This window comes from Solibacillus sp. FSL K6-1523 (assembly GCF_038005225.1).
GTDB lineage: Bacteria > Bacillota > Bacilli > Bacillales_A > Planococcaceae > Solibacillus.
This window is the reverse complement of sequence record NZ_JBBOSU010000001.1, coordinates 466,912-490,955: the sequence shown is the minus strand read 5'-3', so window position 1 is coordinate 490,955 and position 24,044 is coordinate 466,912. Positions and strand designations below refer to the sequence as shown.

Below are 24,044 nucleotides of genomic sequence, written 5' to 3'. Positions count from 1 at the left end.
CTTTTCTTATCGTTATTGAATAACGCCTAACTCACGACCTACTTTTTCATAAATCGCCAGTGCATCATCTAACATTTTTTTCGTGTGGGCAGCAGTTGGCATGTTACGCACGCGACCTGTGCCTTTTGCAACGGTTGGGAAGACGATTGATTTTGCATAAACACCCTCTTCTGTTAAACGTTTCGAGAATGTTTGCGTTAAGTTTTCATCCCCAATAATACACGGTGTAATCGGTGTTTCAGATGCACCAATATTGAAGCCTAATTTAGCTAAACCTTCTTTTAAATAATGACCATTTTCCCACAGCTGATCATGAAGTTCAGTTGATTCCATAATTATTTCCACTGCGCGTGTAATCGCTGCTACATCGCCCGGTGGTAATGCTGTTGAGAATAAAAATGGACGAGAACGAACTTTTAACCAGTCGATTAAATTTTTCTTACCCGCTACATAGCCTCCAACAACACCGATTGCTTTTGACAGCGTGCCAATTTGGAAATCTATTTCGTTTTGCAGTCCAAAATGCTTCACTGTTCCGGCACCTTTACCCGTTACCCCTGAACCATGTGCATCATCTACATACGTAATTAAATCAAACTCTTTTGCGATTTCTACAATTTCAGGCAGTTTCGCAATATCACCATCCATTGAAAAAACGCCATCTGTAATGACCATTACTTTATTGTAAAGACCGGATTCCTGTGCCGCCTTTGCTTTTGCACGTAAATCATCCATATCTGCATGGGCAAACGGAATAATTTTCGCTTTTGATAAACGGCAGCCGTCGATAATCGAAGCGTGATTTAATTCATCCGATAAAATCGCATCATTTTTATCCATCACTGCAGAAATTGCCGCCATATTGCAATTAAAGCCTGATTGATAACTTATCGCTGCTTCTGTGCCTTTGAATTTCGCTAATGTTTCCTCAAGCTTTACATGTAAATCAAGTGTCCCGTTAATTGTACGAACAGCACCTGCACCGACACCATATGTATCGATTGTATTTTTAGCAATTTGCTTTAGCTCATCATTCGTTGCTAAACCTAAATAGTTATTTGATGATAAATTGATTAATTGCTGACCGCGCACTTGAATAATGGGGCCATTTGCACCTTCAACAGGATCGATTTCATTGTATAAACCTTGCGCGCGTAATGCGTCTAAATTTTCATCTAAAAATGTCGTTAATACGTTTGACATGTTGGATCATCCTTTCCGTTTCAACATTAGTTTCATTTTAGCATAGTCTGAATTTTTTCATATTAATGACTCTCCGATAATTTGTTCAAGCTTTTGTTTAAAATAACTTAACGCAGGCTGAATAACATAACCTGTTCCTAACGCTAAAATAACCGTTCCAAAACCTACTGGTCCACCGAGTAACCAACCACCAATTGCGGCAATGACTTCCATAACTGTACGTCCTGTTTTGACCGAATAGCCTCTGCTCGCAATAATCATCATGATCGTATCGCGTGGACCGGCCCCCAAGCTCGCCGCAATATACATTCCACAGCCAAGGCTCATTACAAAAAAGCCAGCAATAAAATACAACAGTTCAAACACAAACACATTTGTCGATGGCAATAACCAGTTAAATAAATCAATAAATGAACCGATTAAAAGCATATTTAAAATCGTCGCTAATTTTGGGAACTGCTTTAAATAGATGGAAGTGGCACAAATGATAAATAGTCCTGTCAAAATCGACCATGAACCAATCGTTAAGCCAAATTGTTTAAATAAACCAATATGTAAGACATCCCATGGAGCTGTTCCTACTGCCTTTCCTTTGATGGTCATTGTAATACCGAGCGACATGGTCATCAACCCAACAAAGAAGCATCCCCATTGCCATTTTAATTTCTTTGACACATAAATCCTTCTCTCTCTAGTTATGAACTTTTTACCTTTATACAATATTTGACGCGAGGACGCAATGGGAACCGCCCTAATTTACCTATTATTCACTCATAATAACCGGGGCAAACTTGGCATTCGTTACACTCGCTAAATCGGTTGGCGCGAGCTTTAATTGCATGCCGATTTTCCCTGCACTGACGATAAAATAATCGAGTGCCTTTGCTGTTTCGTCGATATATGTTGGGAACAGCTTTTTCATCCCAACAGGTGAACAGCCGCCACGTACATAACCTGTTAAACCGAGCAACTCTTTTACTGCCAGCATTTCTATTCGCTTCTCCCCGACCGCCTTTGCTGCAGCTTTTAAGTTCAATTCAGCTGCTACCGGAATGACAAATACGAAATATTGCCCTTTTCCAGCCGTTGCAATTAATGTTTTGTACACACGTTCAACCGGCTGACCAATTTTATTAGCGGCGGTCAAACCATCAACAGCCTCGCCATTTTCCGACGTATATTCAAATACTTCATGCACAATTTTTTGCTGTTCAATCAAACGAATTGCATTTGTTTTCACATGTTTCTTTGCCATCCTATACACCCTTTGCCTTTTCATTTTTAACTAGTATAACAAAAACAATTAGAATTTTTAGTAAAATCAATTCCAATGGGGCTTATTTTGACTCAGCTGAATCAAAATAAAAAGCCCACCCGACACTTCAATGGGCAAGCTTTACTGTATTACGCTGATTGTGAAAAAGTAGGCTCAATGAAAGGATTATAGCCCATTTTCACCATATTAATATGTGATGAATATTTTTCTACTGCTTTATTATATGTGCGTTGATATAAAAGGTTTTCTAACTCTTTTCCGAAAACCGTTCCTTCCTGTGGATCACGTGCAAAATCACTTATGAAACGTTCTGGAACTTCATATGCAAAATCCTCTTCTGCAAATGGAGCTAACTCTTCTTCCTCAAGCGTTTTGCCGTTTTCCCCCGCACGCACTAGCTGGATTTGCGCGGAAGCACTTGCTGCAACACGTAAATCTTGTGCGGACGGCTCTGCAGCTGCTAAGGCTGCTTGACGCACTTTTTCAAGCAAAGAAATTGTACTATCCGATTCGCTGGCACTTGGCATTTGAATCAAAACTTCGCCACCTGTAATGTAGCGCTGATCATCTGGACCCTTTGTGTGCGTATAGCTAATACCACCAGTCACACCAGCGCCAGCTGCTTTATGTGCATTTTCGTGGGCAATAACTTCTCTTTCCGTTTGCTTTAAATGATTGATTTCTTTATTTACTTCAGGTGGTAATTTTTCTTTAAGAACTGATTGCGGAGTATCTTTGCGTGCAGCTGCATCTGCCTTATGCAAGTCTTTCTCTGTCTTCCCTGACAATAAGTTTTCAAGCGCTTGAAGCATTGGATTTTTACTTGCATCTGTATATTTAGCATGCTTTTTATAAGCATCTCCAACGGTTTTACGCTGGACTGTGCGTTTTCTTTCCTCTAAATCTGGATTGAAACCATGCAATAAGCTCGAAATTTTCATCGTATTCACCTACCCTGTTACCCTTTATTTTTTCGTTCAAATTTACTATAACTATATACTTTTATATCGGTATGTACAGTAAAAAATTCACCTTTTATACACATTTAAACCTAATTTACTATCAAAAATAATTCTTAAAACCTACAAACTTAACTTGCAATTGTTAATTTCCTTGTATTTATTCATATTTTCCATATTGTTAAACAATTCTTTACATAAATCTCACATAACAATTACAATGACCATTTATAATTGAACTAACTTAAATAAAGAGCGGGTGTAATCAATTGAAACTTTCAGCAACTATTGAAGCAAATACGGTAAATTCACCAAGTTATTATATGAAATCACTACTGTTAAAAAATAAAACTATTTTACATATAGCACGCTTATTTTCTTTAAATAATATTATGGCCAAGCAAAAAATGACGACTCTTTTCCAACCGATTTTGGATGTGCAAAGTAATGGAACTTTTGCCTTTGAAGCACTTAATCGCCCATTTCATACAAACCTATTTAAAAGTCCTGATGTTTTTTACGAATTTGTCGGCAAAACGAAACGTGTTTTTTTATTTGAATGCCTTTGTCGAAATTTATCATTATTGCGCTATCATGAACGTCTTCACCAAACATTTCCGAATGAACAATTCACGCTGTTTCTCAACATCCACCCGAACATTTTACTCGACAAAAATTATCATAGTGGTGAAACGTTGGCGCTTTTAAAATCTTTAAATATCGAACCGGAGCAAGTCGTATTTGAACTTACGGAGCGCAGTGCGGTGACGGATTTTGAAGAGTTTTCACGGGTGCTTTCGCATTATCGTTCACAAGGCTTTCGCATCGCTGTTGATGATGTTGGCTCTGGTTATAACAGTTTAAAAACGCTCATTTACTTGAAGCCCGAATTTATTAAGCTCGATCGCTCACTCATTCAAAATATTAATGAGCATCCTACACAGCAGCAGCTTTTGATGGTCATTTTAAACTATGCGATTCAGTCAGGAACAAAAGTCATAGCGGAAGGAATTGAAACGAAGGAAGAATACGAATTTATTCAATCGGCAGGTGTACATTATGCACAAGGTTATGCACTTGGACGTCCTGCAGAAAAACTTGCACATGCAAAAAGTCCACTTATACATTAAATCGTCACTAGTGGACTTTTCCAGACACTCTACTGACAAAATATTTGCTACATCTTTGCATAAATTTCGCCTATTTTTTATTCATCACTTAATTGAGACAAAAACGGAGAATGATAGTGTAACAAATTAATAATCCGCTTTGCCATTTCTGTTGGTTCTGCATCATAATTACTTCGAATCCATTCTAAAATAAATCCATATATCCCATATGAGCGATAATGAATAAAGTATTGTGCGTTAATTTCAGTAGCTTGATTCCCCAAATAATATATATGATTTTGAAATATATCTTGTAGCTCTGCTAGTAAGGCTTGATTAATATTTGGGAGCGTATTTTCAAGTACAAGTAAATCATAAAAGCTTTGATTCTCTTGAATATAATGAAATACGTCCGTACCTGAAGCATCCATTTTACGTAAATCTAGTATCGGATTATCTCGAACTGGTTTACAAAATTCATGTACAAATTCTTTCATTTCGAGAGAGATAATTTCGGCAGCAAGCTCATCCTTACCATCATAATGCACATAAAAAGTCGTTCGGTTATAGTTTGCCGTTTCTACGATATCCTTTACACGTACATTTGTATATCCATTTTTTACTACAAGTGTTTTCAATGTTTGCCTTAGTTGAACCTTAGTCCGTTCAATTCGACGATCTTCCTTCTTTTCCATCAACTTCACTCCCAAATAGACATTTTTACAATAACGTTGAATACCAATACATCATACAATTAGTTGGTGGAAACCTATACAAAATTGACTTTTTAATGATTGAAGACGAATTTTCTGTTAATTATAATTAAATTATCCTTAAACGGGTATTACTATTATGATGACGGAATTTTTCCATTTCAATTTTTAGGAGGTATTCACATGAAAATTCAAGCAATGGTAACAACAGGTGTCATGGATTTCGAGCAACAAACTTTGGTTTTAGATGAACCTAAGTCTGATGAAGTACTTGTGAAAATCGTTGCAACAGGTGTTTGTCATACAGATGCAACAATTTTAGACAAATCGATACCTGTTCCTTACCCAGTAGTACTTGGTCACGAAGGTTCTGGTATTGTAGAAAAAGTTGGGGGAAATGTAACGACCGTTCAACCAGGAGACCATGTTGTACTTGGCTTCACTTACTGCGGTCACTGCGATAACTGCTTAGATGGTAACGCTGGTGGCTGTGAAAGCCTGCTTCCTCTAAACTTCGGTGGTAAAAATAAACATGGTGAAACGCCACTTCACACAGAAAATGATCAAGATGTATCTCAATTCTTCGGACAATCTTCATTCGCTACTTATGCAACAGTTGATGAAGGTAATGTCATTAAAGTGGATAAAGAAATCGACCTACGCTATCTTGGTCCTTTGGGCTGCGGTATCCTAACTGGTAGTGGAACTGTATTAAATTCACTAACACCGGAACCAGGTTCAAGCTTTGTTGTATTCGGTACTGGTGCGGTAGGCTTATCAGGTATGATGGCAGCAAAAATCGCTGGATGTTACCCAATCATTGCTGTAGACATTCATGACAGTCGTCTTGAATTAGCAAAAGAGCTAGGTGCAACACACACAATTAACAGTAAACAAGAAGATGTAATAACACGTATTATTGAAATCACTGGTAAAGGTGCTCACTATGCATTAGAAACTACTGGTGTTCCAGAAGTAATATTAGCCGGCATTCGCTCTTTACGTGTAAAAGGTGAAATCGCTGCTGTAGCTGTTGGTACACGTGATTTAGCATTAAACGTGTTCACAGACATCGTTGGTCCTGCAAAAACTTTAAAAGGTGTTATTGAAGGAGACGCAGTACCACAATTAATCATTCCAAAATTAGTTCAATTCTTTAAAAATGGTCAATTCCCGGTAGATAAACTGGTGAAATTTTATGAATTCAATCAAATTGAACAAGCATTTGCAGATTCTAAAAATGGTTCAACGATTAAACCTATTTTAATTTTAGACAAAACGTATAAAGCTTAAAAGAATATTTTAAAATGACTGGTGAATATTTCATTTACCAGTCATTTTTTTATATTACTTTTCGCATGGAAACAGTTTGTATTTTTTGTCCCAAAATATTTGGAATCGTTTCCTCTGCTACTATTTCAAATCCAAGTTGACGGTACAATTGAATATTCCCTTCCTCACTGCTTCGAACTTTGCAAGTGACTTGACGCTTCCCTTCCATTTTGGCTTGCGTTTCAATAAAGCGAACAAACTGCTCGGCATATCCGTGTCCTTGCATAGATGGAATAACTGAAAGACGGGAAAAATAGAGCCCATCGTCTTGAGAGTCAATTTTCACAATAGCGATTAGTTGCTCATCTATTTTCCCACCCCATACGCGAATCCCCTTTTGCAATTCCTTTTCAATCGTTTGTGGCGTTTCAACTAACGCACTCGATGGAATTGGATCTTCCTTATAATGTTCAAAAGCTAAATGCATTACTTGGCAAATATTCTCTGCATTTTCACACTGCTCAATGATTATCAAAATCCCCCTTTTGTGTATAATTAATTATTTAACTTTATAATAATACGGATAATTCCAAACAACAAGATTTCATCCGTAGTATTAGTGCACTTATATTTAAGAAATAAACATCCCTTTCACACCAAATTATGACTAATACCGTTACTAAGTACGGGAGCACGAAGCCGTTCTACGCTAGTACTTGTGGTATATTAGACAGTAAATAAAGAAATAAAGGAGTTCGAATATATGGCAAAAAGTGTCGTTATTGCGGAAAAACCGTCAGTAGCACGTGATATAGCAAATGTATTGAAATGTACGAAAAAAGGAAATGGTTACTTAGAAGGCGACAAATATATTGTGACATGGGCGCTCGGGCATTTAGTGACGTTAGCCGATCCCGAAACGTATGATGTGAAATATAAAACATGGAATTTAGAAGACCTACCAATGTTACCTGAACGTATGAAATTGGTTGTAATGAAGCAAACAGGTAAACAATATAATGCCGTGAAAGCTCAGTTAACACGTAATGATGTTAATGAAATTATTGTGGCAACTGACGCTGGTCGCGAAGGTGAACTCGTAGCACGTTGGATTATTGAAAAAGCTAATGTGAAAAAACCGATTAAACGTTTATGGATTTCATCTGTAACAGACAAAGCAATTAAAGACGGTTTCGCGAACTTGAAGCCCGGTAAAAATTATGAAAATCTATATGCCGCAGCAGTTGCGCGCTCAGAAGCAGACTGGTATATCGGCTTAAACGCAACACGCGCATTAACGACTCGTCACAATGCACAACTAAACTGTGGACGTGTACAAACTCCAACCGTTGCGATTATTGCAACTCGTGAAGATGAAATTAAACATTTCAAAGCACAAACGTATTACGGCATTGAAGCACAAACAACGGATCAATTAAAGCTTACTTGGCAAGACGCAAAAGGCAATTCACGTAGTTTCGATAAAGAAAAAATCGATGCGATCGTCAAAAAATTAGGCAATGACAACGCAACCGTTATCGACATTGAAAAGAAACCAAAGAAAACGTTCGCACCTGGCCTATATGATTTAACTGAATTACAGCGTGATGCCAATAAAATCTTTGGTTACTCTGCAAAAGAGACTTTAAATTATATGCAAAAACTGTATGAGCAACACAAAGTACTAACTTACCCTCGTACAGATTCGCGTTTCATTTCATCTGACATTGTCGGCACACTTTCAGAACGCTTAAAAGCATGTGCAGTTGGTGAATATCGTCCATTAGCGAATAAAATTTTAAACAAACCAATTAAAACGTCTAAATCATTCGTTGATGATAGTAAAGTAAGTGATCACCATGCCATCATTCCGACTGAAGGCTATGTCAATTTCTCTGCAATGACGGACAAAGAACGTAAAATTTATGATTTAGTTGTGAAGCGTTTCTTAGCGGTGCTATTCCCTGCTTTTGAATATGAGCAGTTAACATTACGTGCCAAAATTGGTGAAGAACAATTTGTCGCGAAAGGCAAAACGATTTTAGCAAGTGGTTGGAAAGAAGTGTATGCAAACCGCTTTGAGGATGACGATTCAACCGATGATGTGAAGGAGCAATTATTACCTCGCATTGATAAAGGCGATACGTTAAACGTCAAAATAATTACGCAAACTTCAGGTCAAACGAAGCCACCTGCACGCTTTAATGAAGCAACATTACTTTCAGCGATGGAAAATCCAACGAAATATATGGAAACACAAAATAAGCAACTAGCGGATACATTAAAATCAACGGGTGGACTTGGCACGGTTGCAACGCGCGCTGATATTATTGATAAACTGTTCAATTCTTTCTTAATTGAAAAACGTGGGAAAGATATTCATATTACATCAAAAGGTCGCCAGCTACTCGATCTTGTACCAGATGAATTAAAATCACCGACAACAACAGCCGAATGGGAAATGAAACTAGAGCAAATTGCATCTGGAAAACTGAAAAAAGAAGCCTTCATTAACGAAATGAAACAACATACAAAAACAATTGTTGCTGAAATTAAAGCTAGCGACAAAAAATATAAACACGATAACATTTCCACAAAGTCTTGTCCTGATTGCGGCAAGCCAATGCTCGAAGTGAACGGAAAAAAAGGTAAAATGCTCGTGTGCCAAGACCGTGAATGTGGTCACCGTAAAAATGTGGCACGCGTTACAAATGCTCGCTGCCCACAATGTAAGAAAAAGCTAGAGCTACATGGTGAAGGTGATGGTCAAATTTTCGTATGTAAATGCGGTCACCGCGAAAAATTATCTGCATTCGAAGCTCGCCGCAAAAAAGAAGGCGGCGGTAAAGTAGATAAACGCGCTGTTCAGAATTATATGAAGCAACAAAATAAAGAGGAAGAACCGATCAATAATGCCTTTGCAGATTTATTAAAAGGATTTAAAGTAGATAAGTAAACTGGAAGAACCAAGGGGAATTCATCCCTTGGTTCTTCTTAAAAACAGAATATCCCATTTAATTTTTGAAGTAAATATTCACAAATTCGAGTATGAACTGACCGATATTTCAGTAAAAATACCCTATTAACTGTTTTTTCTGTCATTCCGATACAAACGTAATTATTATATTGTTCGCAACAAACCTTATCGTTACTGTGTTTCGAATAAATTAGCCCAATATTATATGAAAAAACAAAAAGTTCCACGTTTTCCCCGTAAATTATACTAGACAGTTGGATAATGTTGTTATACAATAAGGGTAATTAAATTGCTTAGCATGTAGACAATGAATTCACATATTAAAAAAGTGAACGTGTTCGCTCGCTTTTTTAATATGTGAATTTTTTTAATACACTAACAGTTTGATTAATTTAATTTTTTTGGAGGTTTTCTCTCATGCAACAAGGTACAGTAAAATGGTTTAACTCAGAAAAAGGTTTCGGTTTCATCGAAGTTGAAGGCGGAAACGACGTATTCGTACACTTCTCAGCTATCCAAGGCGAAGGATTCAAATCTTTAGACGAAGGTCAAAAAGTTGAATTCGAAGTTGAAGACGGCAACCGTGGTCCTCAAGCTACTAACGTAACAAAACTTTAATTTTCACTAATTAATAGTTAACATAGTTAGTTGCAAAAAAGGCACTCCCTCGTGGAGTGCCTTTTTTTGTTTTTTCTTCAAATACAATCCAAAATCATCCGCTCAGCGGAAATGCCATTTGAGCGGATTTTTACTTCGATTACAAATCCCATATTCATTCCGTTTCGTATGCTCTATTTGTACTGCTTAATAATAAAATAAAAAGTTATTTCTTTAAGCTTTGTTATGAAAGCTCTTCAAACTTTTTCCTTACCTTTTTTCGAAATTTAAAACCAAATCGATTAATATAAAGCTCATTTTTAGCAAGTAGTTTATAGGCATCTAAAATATTGGTTATATGGGTAAGAATATATGTACCCACTGCAATAAAACCAATACAAATCGGATAATATGGTATTAAAAAGCTATCGGAAATATACCCTTTCCTTTCTAATGCAATCGGTAATAATCCCATCACAAATAATCCGAAACCCAGCATCATAAATAATGTGTATTTTTTCTTCAAACGTCCATATCTATTACGAAGCTCTTGAAGATACTTTTCATCGAATAATAAAGGTTCCTGTTTAAGGATTTTATAATTTTCTTCTTCAAAAAACGATGTTGACGCAATGAATCCGATTCCTATAGTTGCCAAAATAAGCGTTGGGATTAAATAAATTGATGGTTCCTGGTTAAATGTAAAATAAGGGATAAAGGCTAAAGCAACAAAAAACAAACCGAATGCGAGGTACTTAGCTAACTTACGGGAATAATTCAAAAAGCCCTCTGCCATTTCTTTATTAACATAATATCCTAATTCTTTGTCATTTTTGGGTTCCACTGAATCCTTTAACAAATAGTCCATCGAAACCCCGAAGATACTTCCAATTAAAAGAATCTTTTCAGTTTCGGGAAACCCTTGACCGTTTTCCCATTTGCTAACAGCTTGCCTCGTCGTGTTTACTTTTTCAGCTAACGCCTCTTGAGAGAGCCCTTTTTCTTTTCTCAATTTAAAAAGCTTTTCACCAAATGTCATTTATTTAGATCCCCTCTCATTTTTCATTAATATAAAATTCCTTAGTATTGCGATTAGTTCTTCTAAAAAACAGTTAATATCTCCCCATGTATTAGTACAGTAAAATCCACTATCTACCAATAATAACCCGAAACATTACATCGTATAAAGCAGTTATTAATATATGGAATATTGAAAATACTACAACTACATTAAATAAAGGATTCTTATAAAAATTTAACCACTCTGTAAAAACACCTGTTTGAACTATCCAATTTCCAAAACTCCCTAAATTCCTAAAACTAAAATTAGTAAATAAAGATGTACCATCAAAAATTATAAAGACGATGTTAAGTATTAAGAAATATCCAATATGGATTATCCACTTTTTTATTAATCGATTCATCCTGTTAATCCTCTTTCATTAAGTGTATTCCAAAAGTATACAATTACGACGAGCGATAAATAGATAAAATACTAGCTATAAAATCACTTCGCTATAAAATTTAAATGGCGAACAAAACCGAAATATTATTATAAAATATTATAATGCAAGTAAATACCTAGTACTCCACCAAGAATTCCCCAAAAAACTATACTTATCGTATGCCAAATAATAACACTTCTTTTGCTTGCTCCTGCAGCTAATGAAGTGAAGGCAGCGATATGGGCAGAAACGACTAACGGAGCGATTAATGCAATTCCAGGAACACCATACTTATCGTACCTTTCTCTCGCTTTCGTTGCACGATTTTGAATAAATCCTTCTTTTTTAGATTTACCCTTGTGGATTTTCGTTAATAAAGCATTAAAAGGTAAAATAACAAGCAAAATTGAAAACCAGTTCCCTATCATGCTAATTAATACTGCAAAAATAATTGGAATTCCAATTAGCGAACCGACTACAGCGCCACCTGGAGATTCTACAAATGGAATAAATGATATAATGAAAACTCCAAAATATTGTAAGAATGAACTTAACTCAGATAATTGTCCAACAAATTCCTGTACAATTTGACGAAACATACAAAACTCCTCCTTATCAAAATAATTTCAGCTCATACATAGAAAAGGTAATAATTTTTATTTTCCACTCGCCCTAATTTGTGAAATGCCAAATATAATGAAAAATATGATGACCCCTATAAAAACAAGCAGATTGATTTTTGGTTCGCTAATTCTTGGAACGAAGTCTTGAAAAAGTTTCAAAAAGACTAATAATCCTACCATAAAAAAAATCTTGGTTATTGGTAATCGTTTCATTATTGCTCTCCTCACTGTTTAGTTTCAAAATTCCCCCTAAGTATGGGTTTCCTTTAAATTTGCCCCCTCCTCTCTTATGACTAACTAAATTTTAGATAAACGCTGCTCATTGTTCTACCATGCAGAGGTTGCACTTTGTCAACTTACCGTTGCAGTCTTGTTAAACGCTGTATTTTGCGTAAAATTTATCTTTATAATTTATTTCTTAAACTAGAGATTGTCGTTCTTTAAATACTCAGCAAGCTTTTCACGCATCATTCATTAGAAAGTGTATAGACGTTATTATTAATTCAACATTGTTTTTCAATATAAATAATCGCATAGCAGGCGCTATGCGATTATCGTATTTTTTGGATTGTTCAATTTTAAAGTTTGAGTAGCTAATTATTCATCTTTCGTACGTTTTTTAAAGAGCACAACTGAAATAAGTATCGCAACTACCGACCAAATAGACATGATCATAATCGGTGTTAGCAAACTCATCATAGAAGCTTGCTTAGACATTTCTTCTGCCAAGAATAAGAGCTGACTACTCGGTAGCCATTGGACGATTTGATACGCAATATGTGATTCCCCTAGCCCTAATGCAACTGGAGCAAAAGAGAAAATAAGCATGACCGGTAAAATTGCAAGTGACGCTTCCATAACCGTTTTTGTAAATAATCCACAAATTATCCCTAATGCAATATAAAGAACGGTAGATACTGCCAATCCTACTACAAGTACTGGTATGTTTTCTGGTATATAGCCTACTAAATACATTGATAATGCTAAAATAATTGCAGTTACTACAGATACGAGTACACTTTTTCCAAGTAAAATATCAGCGACAGAGGCTGGAGACATCATTAAGCTACGCAACGTATTGCGCTCTTTTTCTTCCGCAATTAAACAAGCTTGAATATAAGCTGTTACCATTGAAAATGTCATGTTAATAGGTAAATAATATGTCTGTATTGAATTAACTCCCATATTTCCATAAAAGAGAGCAAAAAATATAGGAACAAAGATTACGGAAGAAACGGCATAATTCCGTGAAAACTCCTTATAGTCCTTCATGAAAATGGCTTGGATTCTTTTAATTGAAATATTCATTATAAGTCACTCCCTGTTAATTGTACGAAAATGTCGCCTAGTGATGGTTCGTTCGTGTTAATTCGCTCTACTTGCTGCGTACTCATCCAGTTGAATAGTCTTTGCGCGTCTTCCTGGCCTTTAAGTAATACATGCTTCTCTCCATCCGTTAATTCGACCGTGAAAGAATGGTCACTGTATTTCTTTTTCAACATCGCTGGATCCCCGATTTCTCGAATTTCACCTTTATGCAAGAAAGCGACTCGATCACATAACGTTTCTGCTTCCGCCATATCATGCGTTGTTAAGAAAATTGTCGTACCTAGTTCGTTCAGCTTTCGCAACCCTTTATAAATATGCTGTGTATTGACTGGGTCTAATGCAGATGTTGGCTCATCTAAAAATAATAATTTTGGCTTATGCATGATCGTACGCGCTAAAATTACACGCTGCATCATCCCTTTAGACAAGTTATTCACTTTTTTCTTGCGCTCATTTTGTAAATTAACAAATTGCAATGCTTCATCTATTGCGCTTTTTGGTAGATCATATAAGTTACAGTATAGTAATAAATTTTCTTCTATAGATAAGCGTCCGTATAATCCACTGTTATCTGTAAGGATGCCAATCTTCTGTTTGTTTTTCGTTTGATTCATGTCCCCCGCATTTTGTTGAAATACGGAAGCTTTCCCAGATGAATGGGTTAGCTGTGCTGTTAAAATTTTAATCGTTGTTGTTTTCCCCGAACCACTTGGACCAAGAAAGCCGAATATTTCTCCTTTCTCTACAGAAAAAGAAACATCCTTTAACGCTTCTTCCTTCCCAAACTTCATTTGTAAATTTTGCACATCAATAATTTTCGACATGTGCACGCCCTCCTTCAATTCAGTTGTTACCTTAAATTTAAAGGAGTTTTATAGAAGGCGCAGTATATTTGGGGTGAATGGTTGTGTTTTTGTGTTGGTTGGCGTTATTTCCTGATGAATGGTACCGATTATTCCCCAGGAAATAGATTAAATTCCGACAATCTCCTTTAACTCTGCTAGCTTATTTCTTGAAAGTGGCACTTCTGCTTTCGTAAAGCTTTGCAAAGATAAGCTATAACTGTTACGTGTCCACGAAATAATCTCTCTTACCTTTTGTAAATTGACGATATAGGAGCGATGACATCTAAAAAAACCAAATGGCTTTAAGCGATTTTCTAAATCATTTAATGTTAATGTGCAAGGAAAAGCCTCTCCTCCCACATAAACAAAGACATCCCCTTCTATACTTTCTATATAATCAATTTCAGGTGGATTAAAGAGGATGATCTTCTCATCTTTCTTCGTTGGAATTTTTTCAATTTTTAACTGAACAGTATCTACTGGAGTCTGTTCATCTTTTTCTTCCTCCATATGTATAGGTTGCAAGCCTTGTTCATTCAACCTAAAAATTTCGCCACTCGAAATAATTAGGTCTTCTAAATTATTCGATAATAAAATAATTTGTTTTTCTTGTTTTTGTAGTAATGACAGTAAGTGCAAAATAATTTTACGTTCCGCTTGTTGCAAATTTTGAAAAGGTTCAACAAAGGCGATACATTGTTTTTGCTGTAAAAAAGGTTGAATATAGCTTAATAACCGCTTTTCATTTGAAGTTAACTCGCTTACTTTGTTTTTTAATTGCTGCTGAAGCCCGAATTCCTTCCAAAGTTGCTCTGCCGTCATATTTGAACCATATAGCATCGTGTAGTAACGAAATGTTTCTTCCACCGTTAGTCGATTATAGTGCCCATCTTCATGCGTATGTACATAAATGTTCTTTTCTTTTAAAAATTGTTGCTTTAAATAATTCAACTTTGTCACATCGCTATAAATAGCCGTTATTTTATTTTCAATTGTTAAATGCACCGCTGGAATTAATAGTTCCCCAGCTTCTGTGTAAGGTTTGAGTGAAATATCTATCAATTAGGTCTCTCCTTTTTCATGGGAATTCTGATAAAAATAGTATACTATAAAAAATTAACTTGCTTCACCAAATGTATTTGTACCGAAAGCGAAGCGGCAGGTACAGAATTCTTCTACTTCCCGGGGTAGGGGTTAAAACCCTTGCTGAATCAAGTTAAGCCCCAGCGGATGTCACAGATTTTTAAAGGAAGTTTTTCAAGCAAGCTCGAAAAACTCTGGACGCAATTACACCGAGGCGTAATTGATCAAATAAAAAAGCAAGTTCAAATCCTAAAGTTGGAAATAAACTCACTCTTTTATCTTATAAAATCTTCCCTAATCGTTTAATGCCTTCTTCAATCACTTCCGGTGTTGCATTTGTATAATTTAAACGCATTGTGTTGACACCTGTTTTATTTGTGTAAAATGGATCGCCTGGCACAAATGCTACTTTTTGATCCATCGCTTCTTGGAATTTATCAAGAGCGGATGCACCATTTTCCATCGTTACCCATATAAACATCCCACCCTCTGGCTTTGTGTACGTTACATGTGGCGGGAAATACTTTTCCATAGCAGCAAGCATGGCGTCTGATTGTTTTTTATATAGTGCCTTAATCTTTTCTACATGCTCTTCATATGCATTATTCGCTAAATAATCATGTAAAATGTATTGTGCAAAAATATTCGTATGCAGATCAGATGCCTGTTTCGCTGTTTCGATATGGCCTAACAGCTCCTGATTTTTCGTTAAAATATAACCTAAACGCATACCCGGTGTCACAGTTTTTGAAAATGAACCAAGCAAGACGCTATTTTCCATTTTCCCCGCCGCAATATATGGCAGATGCTCCCCTGTAAAACGCAATTCGCCGTATGGATCATCCTCGATAAAAATAACATCCTCATTCTTTACCGCGTCACATACTTCTTCACGACGTTCTTTTGTATACGTTAAACCAGTTGGATTTTGGAAATTTGGCACAGTATAAACCATTTTCACATTGGGCTTTTTTATTGCTTCCTTTAGTTCCGCAACATTCATGCCCTCTTGTTCTAACGGCACCGGGTGGAATGTTGGTTCACGCAATGTGAATGCTTGAATCGCACCTAAATAACCTGGCTCCTCAATGATAACGCCATCGCCCTTATTTAATAATACTTTCGAAATCAGCTCTAATGCCTGCTGAGAACCTGTCGTAATGAAAACATCTTCTGGTTTAAAATCTAGTCCTGGCTGCTTTTGATTATATTTATTCGCAATATACTGGCGCAATGGTAAATAGCCTTGCGTCGTCGAATATTGAAATAATTTCGCACCATTTTCATCAATCGCATGTGCAACAGATGTTTTTATTTGCTCGATTGGAAATGAAATTGGATTTGGTAAGCCACCTGCAAATGAAATGACATCTTTCGCATCGGTCACCTTTAAAATATTTCGAATGAATGATGATGGCGTGTTTAAAATACTATCAGAATATTGCATACGTTTAACGCTTCCTCTTTTTTGTAATTTTCAAAATTTTATCACTTTCTTGAATTCGTTACAAGTACGTTTTGAAAGTAAAGTAAACTCGGGCAATAATGAGTAAATTAATCAACAATCCTGTCTAGCTAAATCGTTTGCACTTCTTTGCAGTAATGATGCGGCGCAATTTGTGCGAGCGCTTTTGGTAATTGTCCGCGCGTTAAAAGGAATAGTTTTCTCGTTGCACGTGAAGCGATCGTATAGAGAAGAAAAGCGTCCATCTCCTCCGCGTATACATTTGCATCGGCATCTGCTAACACTACTGTTGTAAACTCAAAGCCTTTCGCCATATAGCCTGGCATAATAAGAATTCCCTTCATATACACTTTTTGCTTTTCAGTCACAAGCTGTAATTCAGACACAAGTGGCTTCAATTCTTCATATAACTGTTCGCAAGCCATTTTATTTTTGCATAAAATGACAAAGCTATCTTCTTCCTTATGGTGCCCCACAATCAATTGTTGAATTGTATTTGGAGATTGCTGTGTTTCAATAATTTGTGGCTTATCTCCTGATACACCAAGTGAAAGCGTCGTTGTATTTTGTAATATCGCGCTCATAAAATCAGTAATTTCATTTGTAGAACGGTATGATTTATTAAGCTCTACTACTTTAAAGTGCCTTGAAATCGGCCCATCTAATGAATCTTTCATTTGCGGATGCACAATTTGATTGCGATCCCCAAGTAAAGTGTAATGCGCTTTCGGATGCATGACCTTGAGTGTAAGCAACTGTAAATAAGAGTAATCTTGTATTTCATCAATAACGATATGCTTAATGATGTTATTCGCATAAAGACCTTTCACAATCGATTGTAAATACATCATCGGTGCTAAATCTTCATAATAAAGCACGCGGTTTTTCAAGTTTTGTGCTGTGCGTGCCTGGATTGCCTGTGTGAATAATTGATCATTTTTATACGTGATGGATTGCAAATACATTTTATGAATATTCACAAAGCCAAGCTGCTCAATTGTTTGTTCGAGTCTGCCGAAACGTTTATTTAATTCATTATGTGCCTGCTGTTCCAGTTCTTTATCCGACCCGATATATGCGTTCACCGCACGTAATTCCTTCATGCGCAGTTTCAGTTCCTTATGCTTTCGTTCATTTAGCTTCGCGTGTAGCACTGTACGAATTTTTTTCAAACGGAAATCTAAATCAAGTTCGCCAAATTTCTCATAAAAAAGTTGTGATAACTTACGGGCTGAAATAAATACTTCCTCACCCATCTTCAAATTATAAAACGGGATTCCCGCCTTTTTAACACTTTCAATATAGTTAAGCAGCTGCTTCGTATAAAGATGTGAGCCTTTAAAAGCGTAATGCTCGCGTGCCTCTGCATCCGCTTTTTGCAAGCGTTCAATATTCTCATAATTCGTTTCGCATTTATATTGCGTCAATTTTAAATCGCGAAGTAAACGGAAATAGGTCGTATGCTGTACATTTTCCTCACCTAATTCTGGCAGTACATTCGAAATATAATCATTGAATAAATCCGACGGCGAAATAAGTAAAATACTACGCGCGTTCATCGTTTGGCGATATTCATAAAGTAAAAATGCGATTCGTTGCATGGCTACCGATGTTTTTCCACTACCTGGAGGACCAAGCACAATTAAATTATCTTTATTAGATGAACGAATGACGGCATTTTGATCGCTTTGAATCGTTGCCACAATCGATTTCATTTTTTCCTTTGCGGTATCCGAAAGCAAACCTTGTAACACTTCATCTCCAATATAAATATCCGCGTCGAATAATTGAATTAATTGGTCGTATGTTACTTTATATTGGCGTCTTCCTTCTATTGTAACGTCAATATATTCGCCATCCGGTATTTGATAACGAGAAGGTCCTACTTTATTTTCGTAAAATAGACTAGAAATCGGTGCGCGCCAATCAAAAATGAGCATATCATCCGATACTGGCTCACGAAATGTGGAAAGCCCGATATACAAATGTTCCTGCTCGCCCAGTTCATTTTTTATAGAAATTCGTCCAAAGTAAGGACTTTTATATAAGATTTTAGATTTTGCTAATTGCTCATTCACATTTAAATATTCTCGTTCACGTAGCTGCATCGTTTGCAACATTTGTGAAAATTGAATCGCATTCTCCCCAGAAACATCATTAAATTCAGATGAAGCAAATGTACGCTCTTCGACAATTTCACCTTTTTGTTTTTTCAGTTGAACTGTTAATGCCGCGATATGCATTTTAAGGAGTTCACTAATTGTTGATAAATGTGTCTGCTCCTGCTGCCAAATATTTTGTTCCATTTTTTGGCCCCCTTAACTTTTGAAACTGCTTATTTTATTTACACAAAATCTAATGCTACCTCAAATTGCTTTGCGATTCAATCAACAGATGATCTTTACCTTGTGCATTAAAATCATTTTTTTTATGTTTTTTATGTGATTTTCACATCCCTATATGATTCCCAAATTTCCATTGTGATGCGAACCTCATGTAGTATAGACACATTTTCTTCATATTTCTTTATTTTTGGTGAAACACAATTTTTTATTTTAAATTGATTCATTCGTACCGATTTTAAAAAGCAATTTATTATTTTCAATTAGCTCAGCGAAATGAATAATTGAAACTTTCTTTCATGTAAATGGTTGATTTTTATAGTTTTTTTCATCGCTTCCATCTCTCAGTTTTTTTAATCGATCCAAAAAAACTATTCCCTCTATATAAAACAAGTTATTTTCTTGTTAATCCCTATAAATTCACTCTTCTTTAACGAGCTATATTTTGCTATATGTAAGTATTTCTGTAACAATTTCGCTACATTCCCTTCATACGAACTCTATCTTCGCACGGTATTATGAAGATGAAATTCATAATACCAAAGGAGCATTTTCATATGAAAAAGGTGATAATTTTTGAAGTACAAGGTGGAAGTGATAAAGGTTCTAATGGTTATCGTAACGATACGATGCCAATGGTGGAGGCGCTCAAACAGCGAGAACAAGATGCAGAAGTGATATTTTTTGAATTAGAAAACCGCGATGCCATTTTTAACTATGTAAAAGAGCATGCAGTTGCTTATGTGTCACGTATTAATCCTGGGAACTTGAAGCATGAAACCGCGTATTTCGAAATGCTTCGTGAATTATGTAATGAAGGTGTAATTGGTATGCCTCATCCAGATGCGATGATTAGCTACGGCGCAAAGGACGCGTTAGTCAAACTGCGTCATACCGCTCTTGTGCCTGAAGATACATTTGCCTACTACACAACAGAAAGTTTTAAAGCAAACTTCCCCAAAGCACTTGCTACTGGTGAACGTGTATTAAAACAAAATCGCGGCTCGACAGGTGAAGGGATTTGGCGTGTGCAATTAGTCGATGCGCTTGCAGAAAGTGCTAGTGAGGTGCCTTTAACAGCTCAAATAAAATGTACCGAAGCAAAGGATAATCATGTTGAATTTTATACGCTTGAGCATTTTATGGCGTTTTGTGAGCAATACATCGTCGGTGAAAATGGAATGCTTATCGATATGAAATTCCTGCCACGAATTAAAGAAGGAGAAATTCGTTTATTTATGCTACGCGACAAGCCAATTAATGTCGTACATAAAAAACCAGCAGAGGGTGCAGATGCTTTTAGCGCTACTTTATTTTCTGGTGCACAATATCGTTACGATCATCCTGAACAATGGACGACACTTGTAAATCGTTTTTTAGGTCAACTAAATGAAATAAAGACACTACTTGGCGGGCATGATTTGCCATTAATTTGGACAGCCGATTTTATTTTAGATATAGATGAAAATGGGGATGACACATATATTTTAGGTGAAATGAATTGTTCATGTGTCGGCTTTACTTCCGAACTTGAACTTGCACATGATGTTGCAGAAGATATTTTAGCTTGTCTTCGCGAAAAAATGCCTCATATTAGCTAAACAAACATGCTTTTTCACATTCAAAAATCCTGCCCTCCTTTATTAAAGGGGATGCAGGATTTTTTTCATTTATGAAATTGCCTATTGCATATCAACTGGTTGCTTCGCTAAAGTTTTGCTTACTTCGCAATAGTGAACGAATACACGCGCAAGTTCACGTAAACGGTTGTGCACATCTTCATCGATAATTTTATTGTCCCCGTCAAAATGATCGGCATGTGTGTACACGTAGTTTGGTGTTACTAAACAGCGGAAATAATCAAGTATCGGGCGCAATTGATTTTCTAATACTAAATGATGTTGATATGTACCACCATTTCCAATAATCGCGGCAGGCTTATAGCGCAACGCTTTTGGCGGAATCATATCGAAAGCATTTTTTAAAACACCCGGGATTGATGCTTGGAAAATAGGAGAAGCAAAAATATAACCTTCTGCATCCTCAAATTTTTGAATCATCCCTTTCATATCCTCATTAAGTGGACTACCATCTAAAATTTGGTGCTTTAAATTAGCAAAGTATAATATCTCCAGTTCTAACTCTGGATTAATTTCTTTAATATATTGTTGAACCTGCTCTAAAAGAACGCCGGTTTTGCGACCAAAAATGGTTCCATCGACAAGTAAGATTTTCATGTAAGTTCCTCCATCTAACTAATATCTATACCGTATTATATCAGATGGATCGAACCGATTAATAGGTTACCGCTTAAGAAACCTAAATTTCAGTCTTTTGTCGGACTATTTTACAATAGTATTTCAATCGTCAGTTTTTTGGGATGATATTTGGGATTTATCCGTCTGTGCTACATTTTAAAACCTAATCGATTATTCCCCACGCCCTCGTTCTACTTCTTTTATTTTACTGCGATCAATTATGACTTCTTTATCAACAGGTGGAAGCTCCTCGTCTTTATATTTATCCCAATTAAACAACTTTTCAGCCGAAGCCTCATCCCCCATTTTCACTTCAACTGGCATTTGCATAGCAGTTAATTGGTCGGATGTATAAATCGTTACGCTTTGCTTCTCACCATTCAATGCAATATTCAACATCGCAAGTGCAATTTGATTGGCGGGGATGGACCTGAATTTCGCCATCGGTCCGACTAATAACGGGTTCATTATTTTCATCACTTTCGCTCCAATTGATTCACCTAAACGAAATTCTTGGCGGTCTCCTATTATTAACGATGGACGGACAATGGATAGCTGCGGGAAATTCATTGCGATTAATTCCTTCTCTAATTTTCCTTTGACGCGGCTATAATTGGCCATTGCCTTATCGTTTGCACCCATTGCCGAAATGACAATAAAGTGCGCAACTCCATAATTTTTAGCGAGTGCAGCAATGGATAGAGGGTATTCAAAATCTACCTTTTCAAATTCGGATTGGGACCCTGCTTTTTTGATTGTTGTTCCTAAACAACAAAATATTTCGTGGGCAAATTCCATATCTTGATCGGCAATTTGATCAAATTCGCGAATTTTCACATTGAGCTTTGGGTGTGTAAAATTAAGTTTTCTTCTCGAAATTACATTCACCGCAATATATTTTTCACTCTCACACAATAACTTTACAAGCGAGGAGCCAACTAATCCTGTTGCACCTACCACTAAGGCTGAACGCATTCCTGTCATTCATTTCATCCTCCCATTACTACCCGAAAAATTGAATTTATCGTTTTATCTATTTCTATTTATACATACTTTCGGTAATTTCACCATATTTTATAGGGAATGTGGAAAGGATGGGATTGTGTTGCAAAAAAAGAAGATTGTATTTATTGTGGAGCAATGTGATATAAAGGGCACATATCCGTTTGAGCGCGCAGCTACTTTAGCTCAGTTATTACAGGAGCAAGGCGAAACGGTTTATTTATTTATTCGTACGGACAATACACGTTTAATAGATAAGCTAACAAAGACGGATTTGAATGTACTCCTCTTTGAAAAGCCGCAAGAACTAAAAAGTCACTTACGAAATTTAGAACCACATCTGGTCGTTCATGATGGAAAAGATACAAATGCCGAACAAATTGAGCTCATTCGTCCATTTTGTACAACCTTTGTTCATTTTGATGATTTTGGTCATGGCGCACAGCTAATTGATTGTAATATTATTGCGCTCTTTGAGGAGTCCCATGAACAACCTCTTGCGAATGAATTGGTGGGAAGCTACGCATTTGCTGTAACGAAAGAGCTGGAAATGGTCGCAAGTCATATTATCGATACTGGGGATATTTCTATCAAGCAAGATTTACCGCATATTGTCGTCGCTTTTGAAGATGGCGATGCGAATAATTTAACGTACCGCACCTTACGTCACTTAACGCAATTGCATATTCCGTTAAAAATCTCAGTGGCGATTGATGAAGACTATGCGCATAATGTAGAGGATTTGCAAATGATGGCATTAAGCAGACGCAATACTGAAATCGTTCGCCGTCCAGATGCCCTTCTCCACCTTATGTCAGATGCAAATTTAATCATTTGTAGCGCAAACTATACGCCATATAAAGTGGCCGCAGCTGGTATTCCTTGCATTACTACTGCTCAGCATGAAAATGAGCTAAATTATGCATTTTCTCGTGAGGCAAACGGATTTATTCATATAGGTCTTGGTCGAAAAATGAAGCAATCAATCATCCAAAATGCGGTGATGGAGCTGTTACTGCATGAGCATCGTCGTGAACGAGCTGTCAAAAAGCAACGCGCGCTCGATATTTTAACAAACAATGAAATTTTACAAACACTACTGCTAGACTTAGCTTATTCACGTCATAATATTGCCCATATTTAGCCGATTAAAATGATGCAACATTTATCCTAAATATTACTCCACTCAAAATAATTTAAGCATTTCCTGGACGACAAAAAAATCAATCGTATGATACAATATATTCAGATTAACTTACCTCAGTGGGGGGACATCCCCCCACTGAGGTAAGTTAAAGCACTAGCGGATGTCACAGATTTTTGATTCGAAAAGGAGTAATTATTATGCCAACGAAAAGCCAATTACAGCAAGAAATCGCTGAATTAAAGATGGACTATATTAACCTTCAAGGCGATATGGAAAAATTAGAATCAGTAGGTCATGCGGAATCAGTACAAAAGGCGCTCAATCGTCTTGAAAATATGGAAGTACAGCTTGCAGAACTAAATAAACAGCTCGCAGCATTGTAAGTAGCTTGCGAGTTTT

Annotated in this window: 23 protein-coding genes; 7 read left to right on the top strand and 16 right to left on the bottom strand. The window is 36.5% G+C overall.

The features are described from left to right. Positions 1–12: 12 nt before the first annotated feature. From MHI10_RS02340 to MHI10_RS02325, 4 genes are all read right to left on the bottom strand, one after another. Positions 13–1,203, bottom strand: coding sequence for a glycine C-acetyltransferase (locus tag MHI10_RS02340; RefSeq protein ID WP_340782590.1), 1,191 nt, complete (start codon positions 1,201–1,203; stop codon positions 13–15). Between the two features lie 57 nt (positions 1,204–1,260). Beyond that, positions 1,261–1,878 carry a YczE/YyaS/YitT family protein gene (locus MHI10_RS02335; RefSeq protein ID WP_340782589.1) on the bottom strand — a complete coding sequence of 206 codons (618 nt, stop codon included), beginning with the start codon at positions 1,876–1,878 and terminating at the stop codon, positions 1,261–1,263. Between the two features lie 88 nt (positions 1,879–1,966). Then, positions 1,967–2,458 carry a Cys-tRNA(Pro) deacylase gene (gene ybaK / locus MHI10_RS02330; protein ID WP_340782588.1) on the bottom strand — a complete coding sequence of 164 codons (492 nt, stop codon included), beginning with the start codon at positions 2,456–2,458 and terminating at the stop codon, positions 1,967–1,969. Between the two features lie 149 nt (positions 2,459–2,607). After that, positions 2,608–3,420, bottom strand: a complete 813-nt coding sequence (locus tag MHI10_RS02325; protein WP_340782586.1) for a putative metalloprotease CJM1_0395 family protein — start codon at positions 3,418–3,420, stop codon at positions 2,608–2,610. A gap of 287 nt (positions 3,421–3,707) precedes the next feature. On the opposite strand from MHI10_RS02325, the gene MHI10_RS02320 reads away from it, so the two are divergent. Next, positions 3,708–4,568: an EAL domain-containing protein gene (locus tag MHI10_RS02320; protein WP_340782585.1), complete on the top strand. Its 861-nt coding sequence runs from the start codon at positions 3,708–3,710 to the stop codon at positions 4,566–4,568. 77 nt (positions 4,569–4,645) lie between these two features. Here the strand turns inward: MHI10_RS02320 and MHI10_RS02315 are convergent, their stop codons facing one another. Then, complete coding sequence (locus tag MHI10_RS02315) at positions 4,646–5,242, bottom strand: TetR/AcrR family transcriptional regulator (RefSeq protein ID WP_340782584.1); 597 nt, start codon at positions 5,240–5,242, stop codon at positions 4,646–4,648. Between the two features lie 201 nt (positions 5,243–5,443). On the opposite strand from MHI10_RS02315, the gene MHI10_RS02310 reads away from it, so the two are divergent. Further along, positions 5,444–6,553 (top strand): NAD(P)-dependent alcohol dehydrogenase, encoded by a 1,110-nt coding sequence (locus MHI10_RS02310; RefSeq protein WP_340782583.1) that lies wholly within the window; start codon positions 5,444–5,446, stop codon positions 6,551–6,553. Between the two features lie 49 nt (positions 6,554–6,602). Here MHI10_RS02310 and MHI10_RS02305 read toward each other — a convergent pair whose 3' ends face one another. Next, positions 6,603–7,067 carry a GNAT family N-acetyltransferase gene (locus tag MHI10_RS02305; RefSeq protein ID WP_340782581.1) on the bottom strand — a complete coding sequence of 155 codons (465 nt, stop codon included), beginning with the start codon at positions 7,065–7,067 and terminating at the stop codon, positions 6,603–6,605. A 228-nt stretch (positions 7,068–7,295) separates the two neighbouring features. Between MHI10_RS02305 and MHI10_RS02300 the strand changes: the two genes are divergently transcribed. Together MHI10_RS02300 and MHI10_RS02295 are read left to right on the top strand one after the other, a co-directional pair. Next, positions 7,296–9,488, top strand: a complete 2,193-nt coding sequence (locus MHI10_RS02300) for a DNA topoisomerase III (RefSeq protein ID WP_340782579.1) — start codon at positions 7,296–7,298, stop codon at positions 9,486–9,488. 438 nt (positions 9,489–9,926) lie between these two features. Continuing rightward, positions 9,927–10,127, top strand: coding sequence for a cold-shock protein (locus MHI10_RS02295; RefSeq protein ID WP_108711443.1), 201 nt, complete (start codon positions 9,927–9,929; stop codon positions 10,125–10,127). Between the two features lie 223 nt (positions 10,128–10,350). On the opposite strand, the gene MHI10_RS02290 is transcribed toward MHI10_RS02295, so the two are convergent. The 8 genes from MHI10_RS02290 to MHI10_RS02260 all read right to left on the bottom strand — a co-directional run bounded on the left by MHI10_RS02290 (position 10,351) and on the right by MHI10_RS02260 (position 19,202). Then, positions 10,351–11,145 (bottom strand): helix-turn-helix domain-containing protein, encoded by a 795-nt coding sequence (locus MHI10_RS02290; RefSeq protein ID WP_340782572.1) that lies wholly within the window; start codon positions 11,143–11,145, stop codon positions 10,351–10,353. Positions 11,146–11,254: 109 nt separating this feature from the next. Beyond that, the gene (locus MHI10_RS21375) at positions 11,255–11,530 is read right to left on the bottom strand and encodes a YfzA family protein (protein WP_445683169.1); all 276 of its coding nucleotides are present in this window, start codon (positions 11,528–11,530) and stop codon (positions 11,255–11,257) included. A gap of 128 nt (positions 11,531–11,658) precedes the next feature. Beyond that, on the bottom strand, positions 11,659–12,150 hold the full coding sequence (locus MHI10_RS02285; protein ID WP_340782569.1) for a small multi-drug export protein: 492 nt from the start codon (positions 12,148–12,150) through the stop codon (positions 11,659–11,661). Positions 12,151–12,771: 621 nt separating this feature from the next. After that, a complete protein-coding gene (locus tag MHI10_RS02280; RefSeq protein WP_340782568.1) occupies positions 12,772–13,482 on the bottom strand; it encodes an ABC transporter permease in 711 nt (236 codons plus the stop codon). Beyond that, positions 13,482–14,327, bottom strand: coding sequence for an ABC transporter ATP-binding protein (locus tag MHI10_RS02275; protein ID WP_340782567.1), 846 nt, complete (start codon positions 14,325–14,327; stop codon positions 13,482–13,484). The genes MHI10_RS02280 and MHI10_RS02275 overlap by 1 nt, the downstream gene beginning before the upstream one ends. Positions 14,328–14,474: 147 nt before the next feature. Next, entirely contained in the window at positions 14,475–15,410 is a 936-nt protein-coding gene (locus MHI10_RS02270; RefSeq protein ID WP_340782565.1) for a LytTR family transcriptional regulator DNA-binding domain-containing protein, read from the bottom strand. A gap of 301 nt (positions 15,411–15,711) precedes the next feature. Next, positions 15,712–16,878, bottom strand: a complete 1,167-nt coding sequence (locus tag MHI10_RS02265; RefSeq protein WP_340782563.1) for an aminotransferase-like domain-containing protein — start codon at positions 16,876–16,878, stop codon at positions 15,712–15,714. 128 nt (positions 16,879–17,006) lie between these two features. After that, on the bottom strand, positions 17,007–19,202 hold the full coding sequence (locus MHI10_RS02260; RefSeq protein WP_340782560.1) for a HelD family protein: 2,196 nt from the start codon (positions 19,200–19,202) through the stop codon (positions 17,007–17,009). A 593-nt stretch (positions 19,203–19,795) separates the two neighbouring features. On the opposite strand from MHI10_RS02260, the gene MHI10_RS02255 reads away from it, so the two are divergent. Continuing rightward, on the top strand, positions 19,796–20,839 hold the full coding sequence (locus MHI10_RS02255) for a Cj0069 family protein (protein WP_340782558.1): 1,044 nt from the start codon (positions 19,796–19,798) through the stop codon (positions 20,837–20,839). Between the two features lie 81 nt (positions 20,840–20,920). Here MHI10_RS02255 and MHI10_RS02250 read toward each other — a convergent pair whose 3' ends face one another. Together MHI10_RS02250 and MHI10_RS02245 are read right to left on the bottom strand one after the other, a co-directional pair. Beyond that, a complete protein-coding gene (locus tag MHI10_RS02250; RefSeq protein ID WP_340782555.1) occupies positions 20,921–21,475 on the bottom strand; it encodes an NADPH-dependent FMN reductase in 555 nt (184 codons plus the stop codon). A gap of 192 nt (positions 21,476–21,667) precedes the next feature. Then, complete coding sequence (locus tag MHI10_RS02245; protein WP_340782552.1) at positions 21,668–22,480, bottom strand: NAD(P)H-binding protein; 813 nt, start codon at positions 22,478–22,480, stop codon at positions 21,668–21,670. Between the two features lie 121 nt (positions 22,481–22,601). Between MHI10_RS02245 and MHI10_RS02240 the strand changes: the two genes are divergently transcribed. Further along, positions 22,602–23,642, top strand: a complete 1,041-nt coding sequence (locus MHI10_RS02240; RefSeq protein WP_340782550.1) for a CMP-N-acetylneuraminic acid synthetase — start codon at positions 22,602–22,604, stop codon at positions 23,640–23,642. Between the two features lie 200 nt (positions 23,643–23,842). Beyond that, entirely contained in the window at positions 23,843–24,028 is a 186-nt protein-coding gene (locus MHI10_RS02235) for an SE1832 family protein (RefSeq protein ID WP_340782549.1), read from the top strand. The last annotated feature ends 16 nt before the right edge of the window (positions 24,029–24,044 follow it).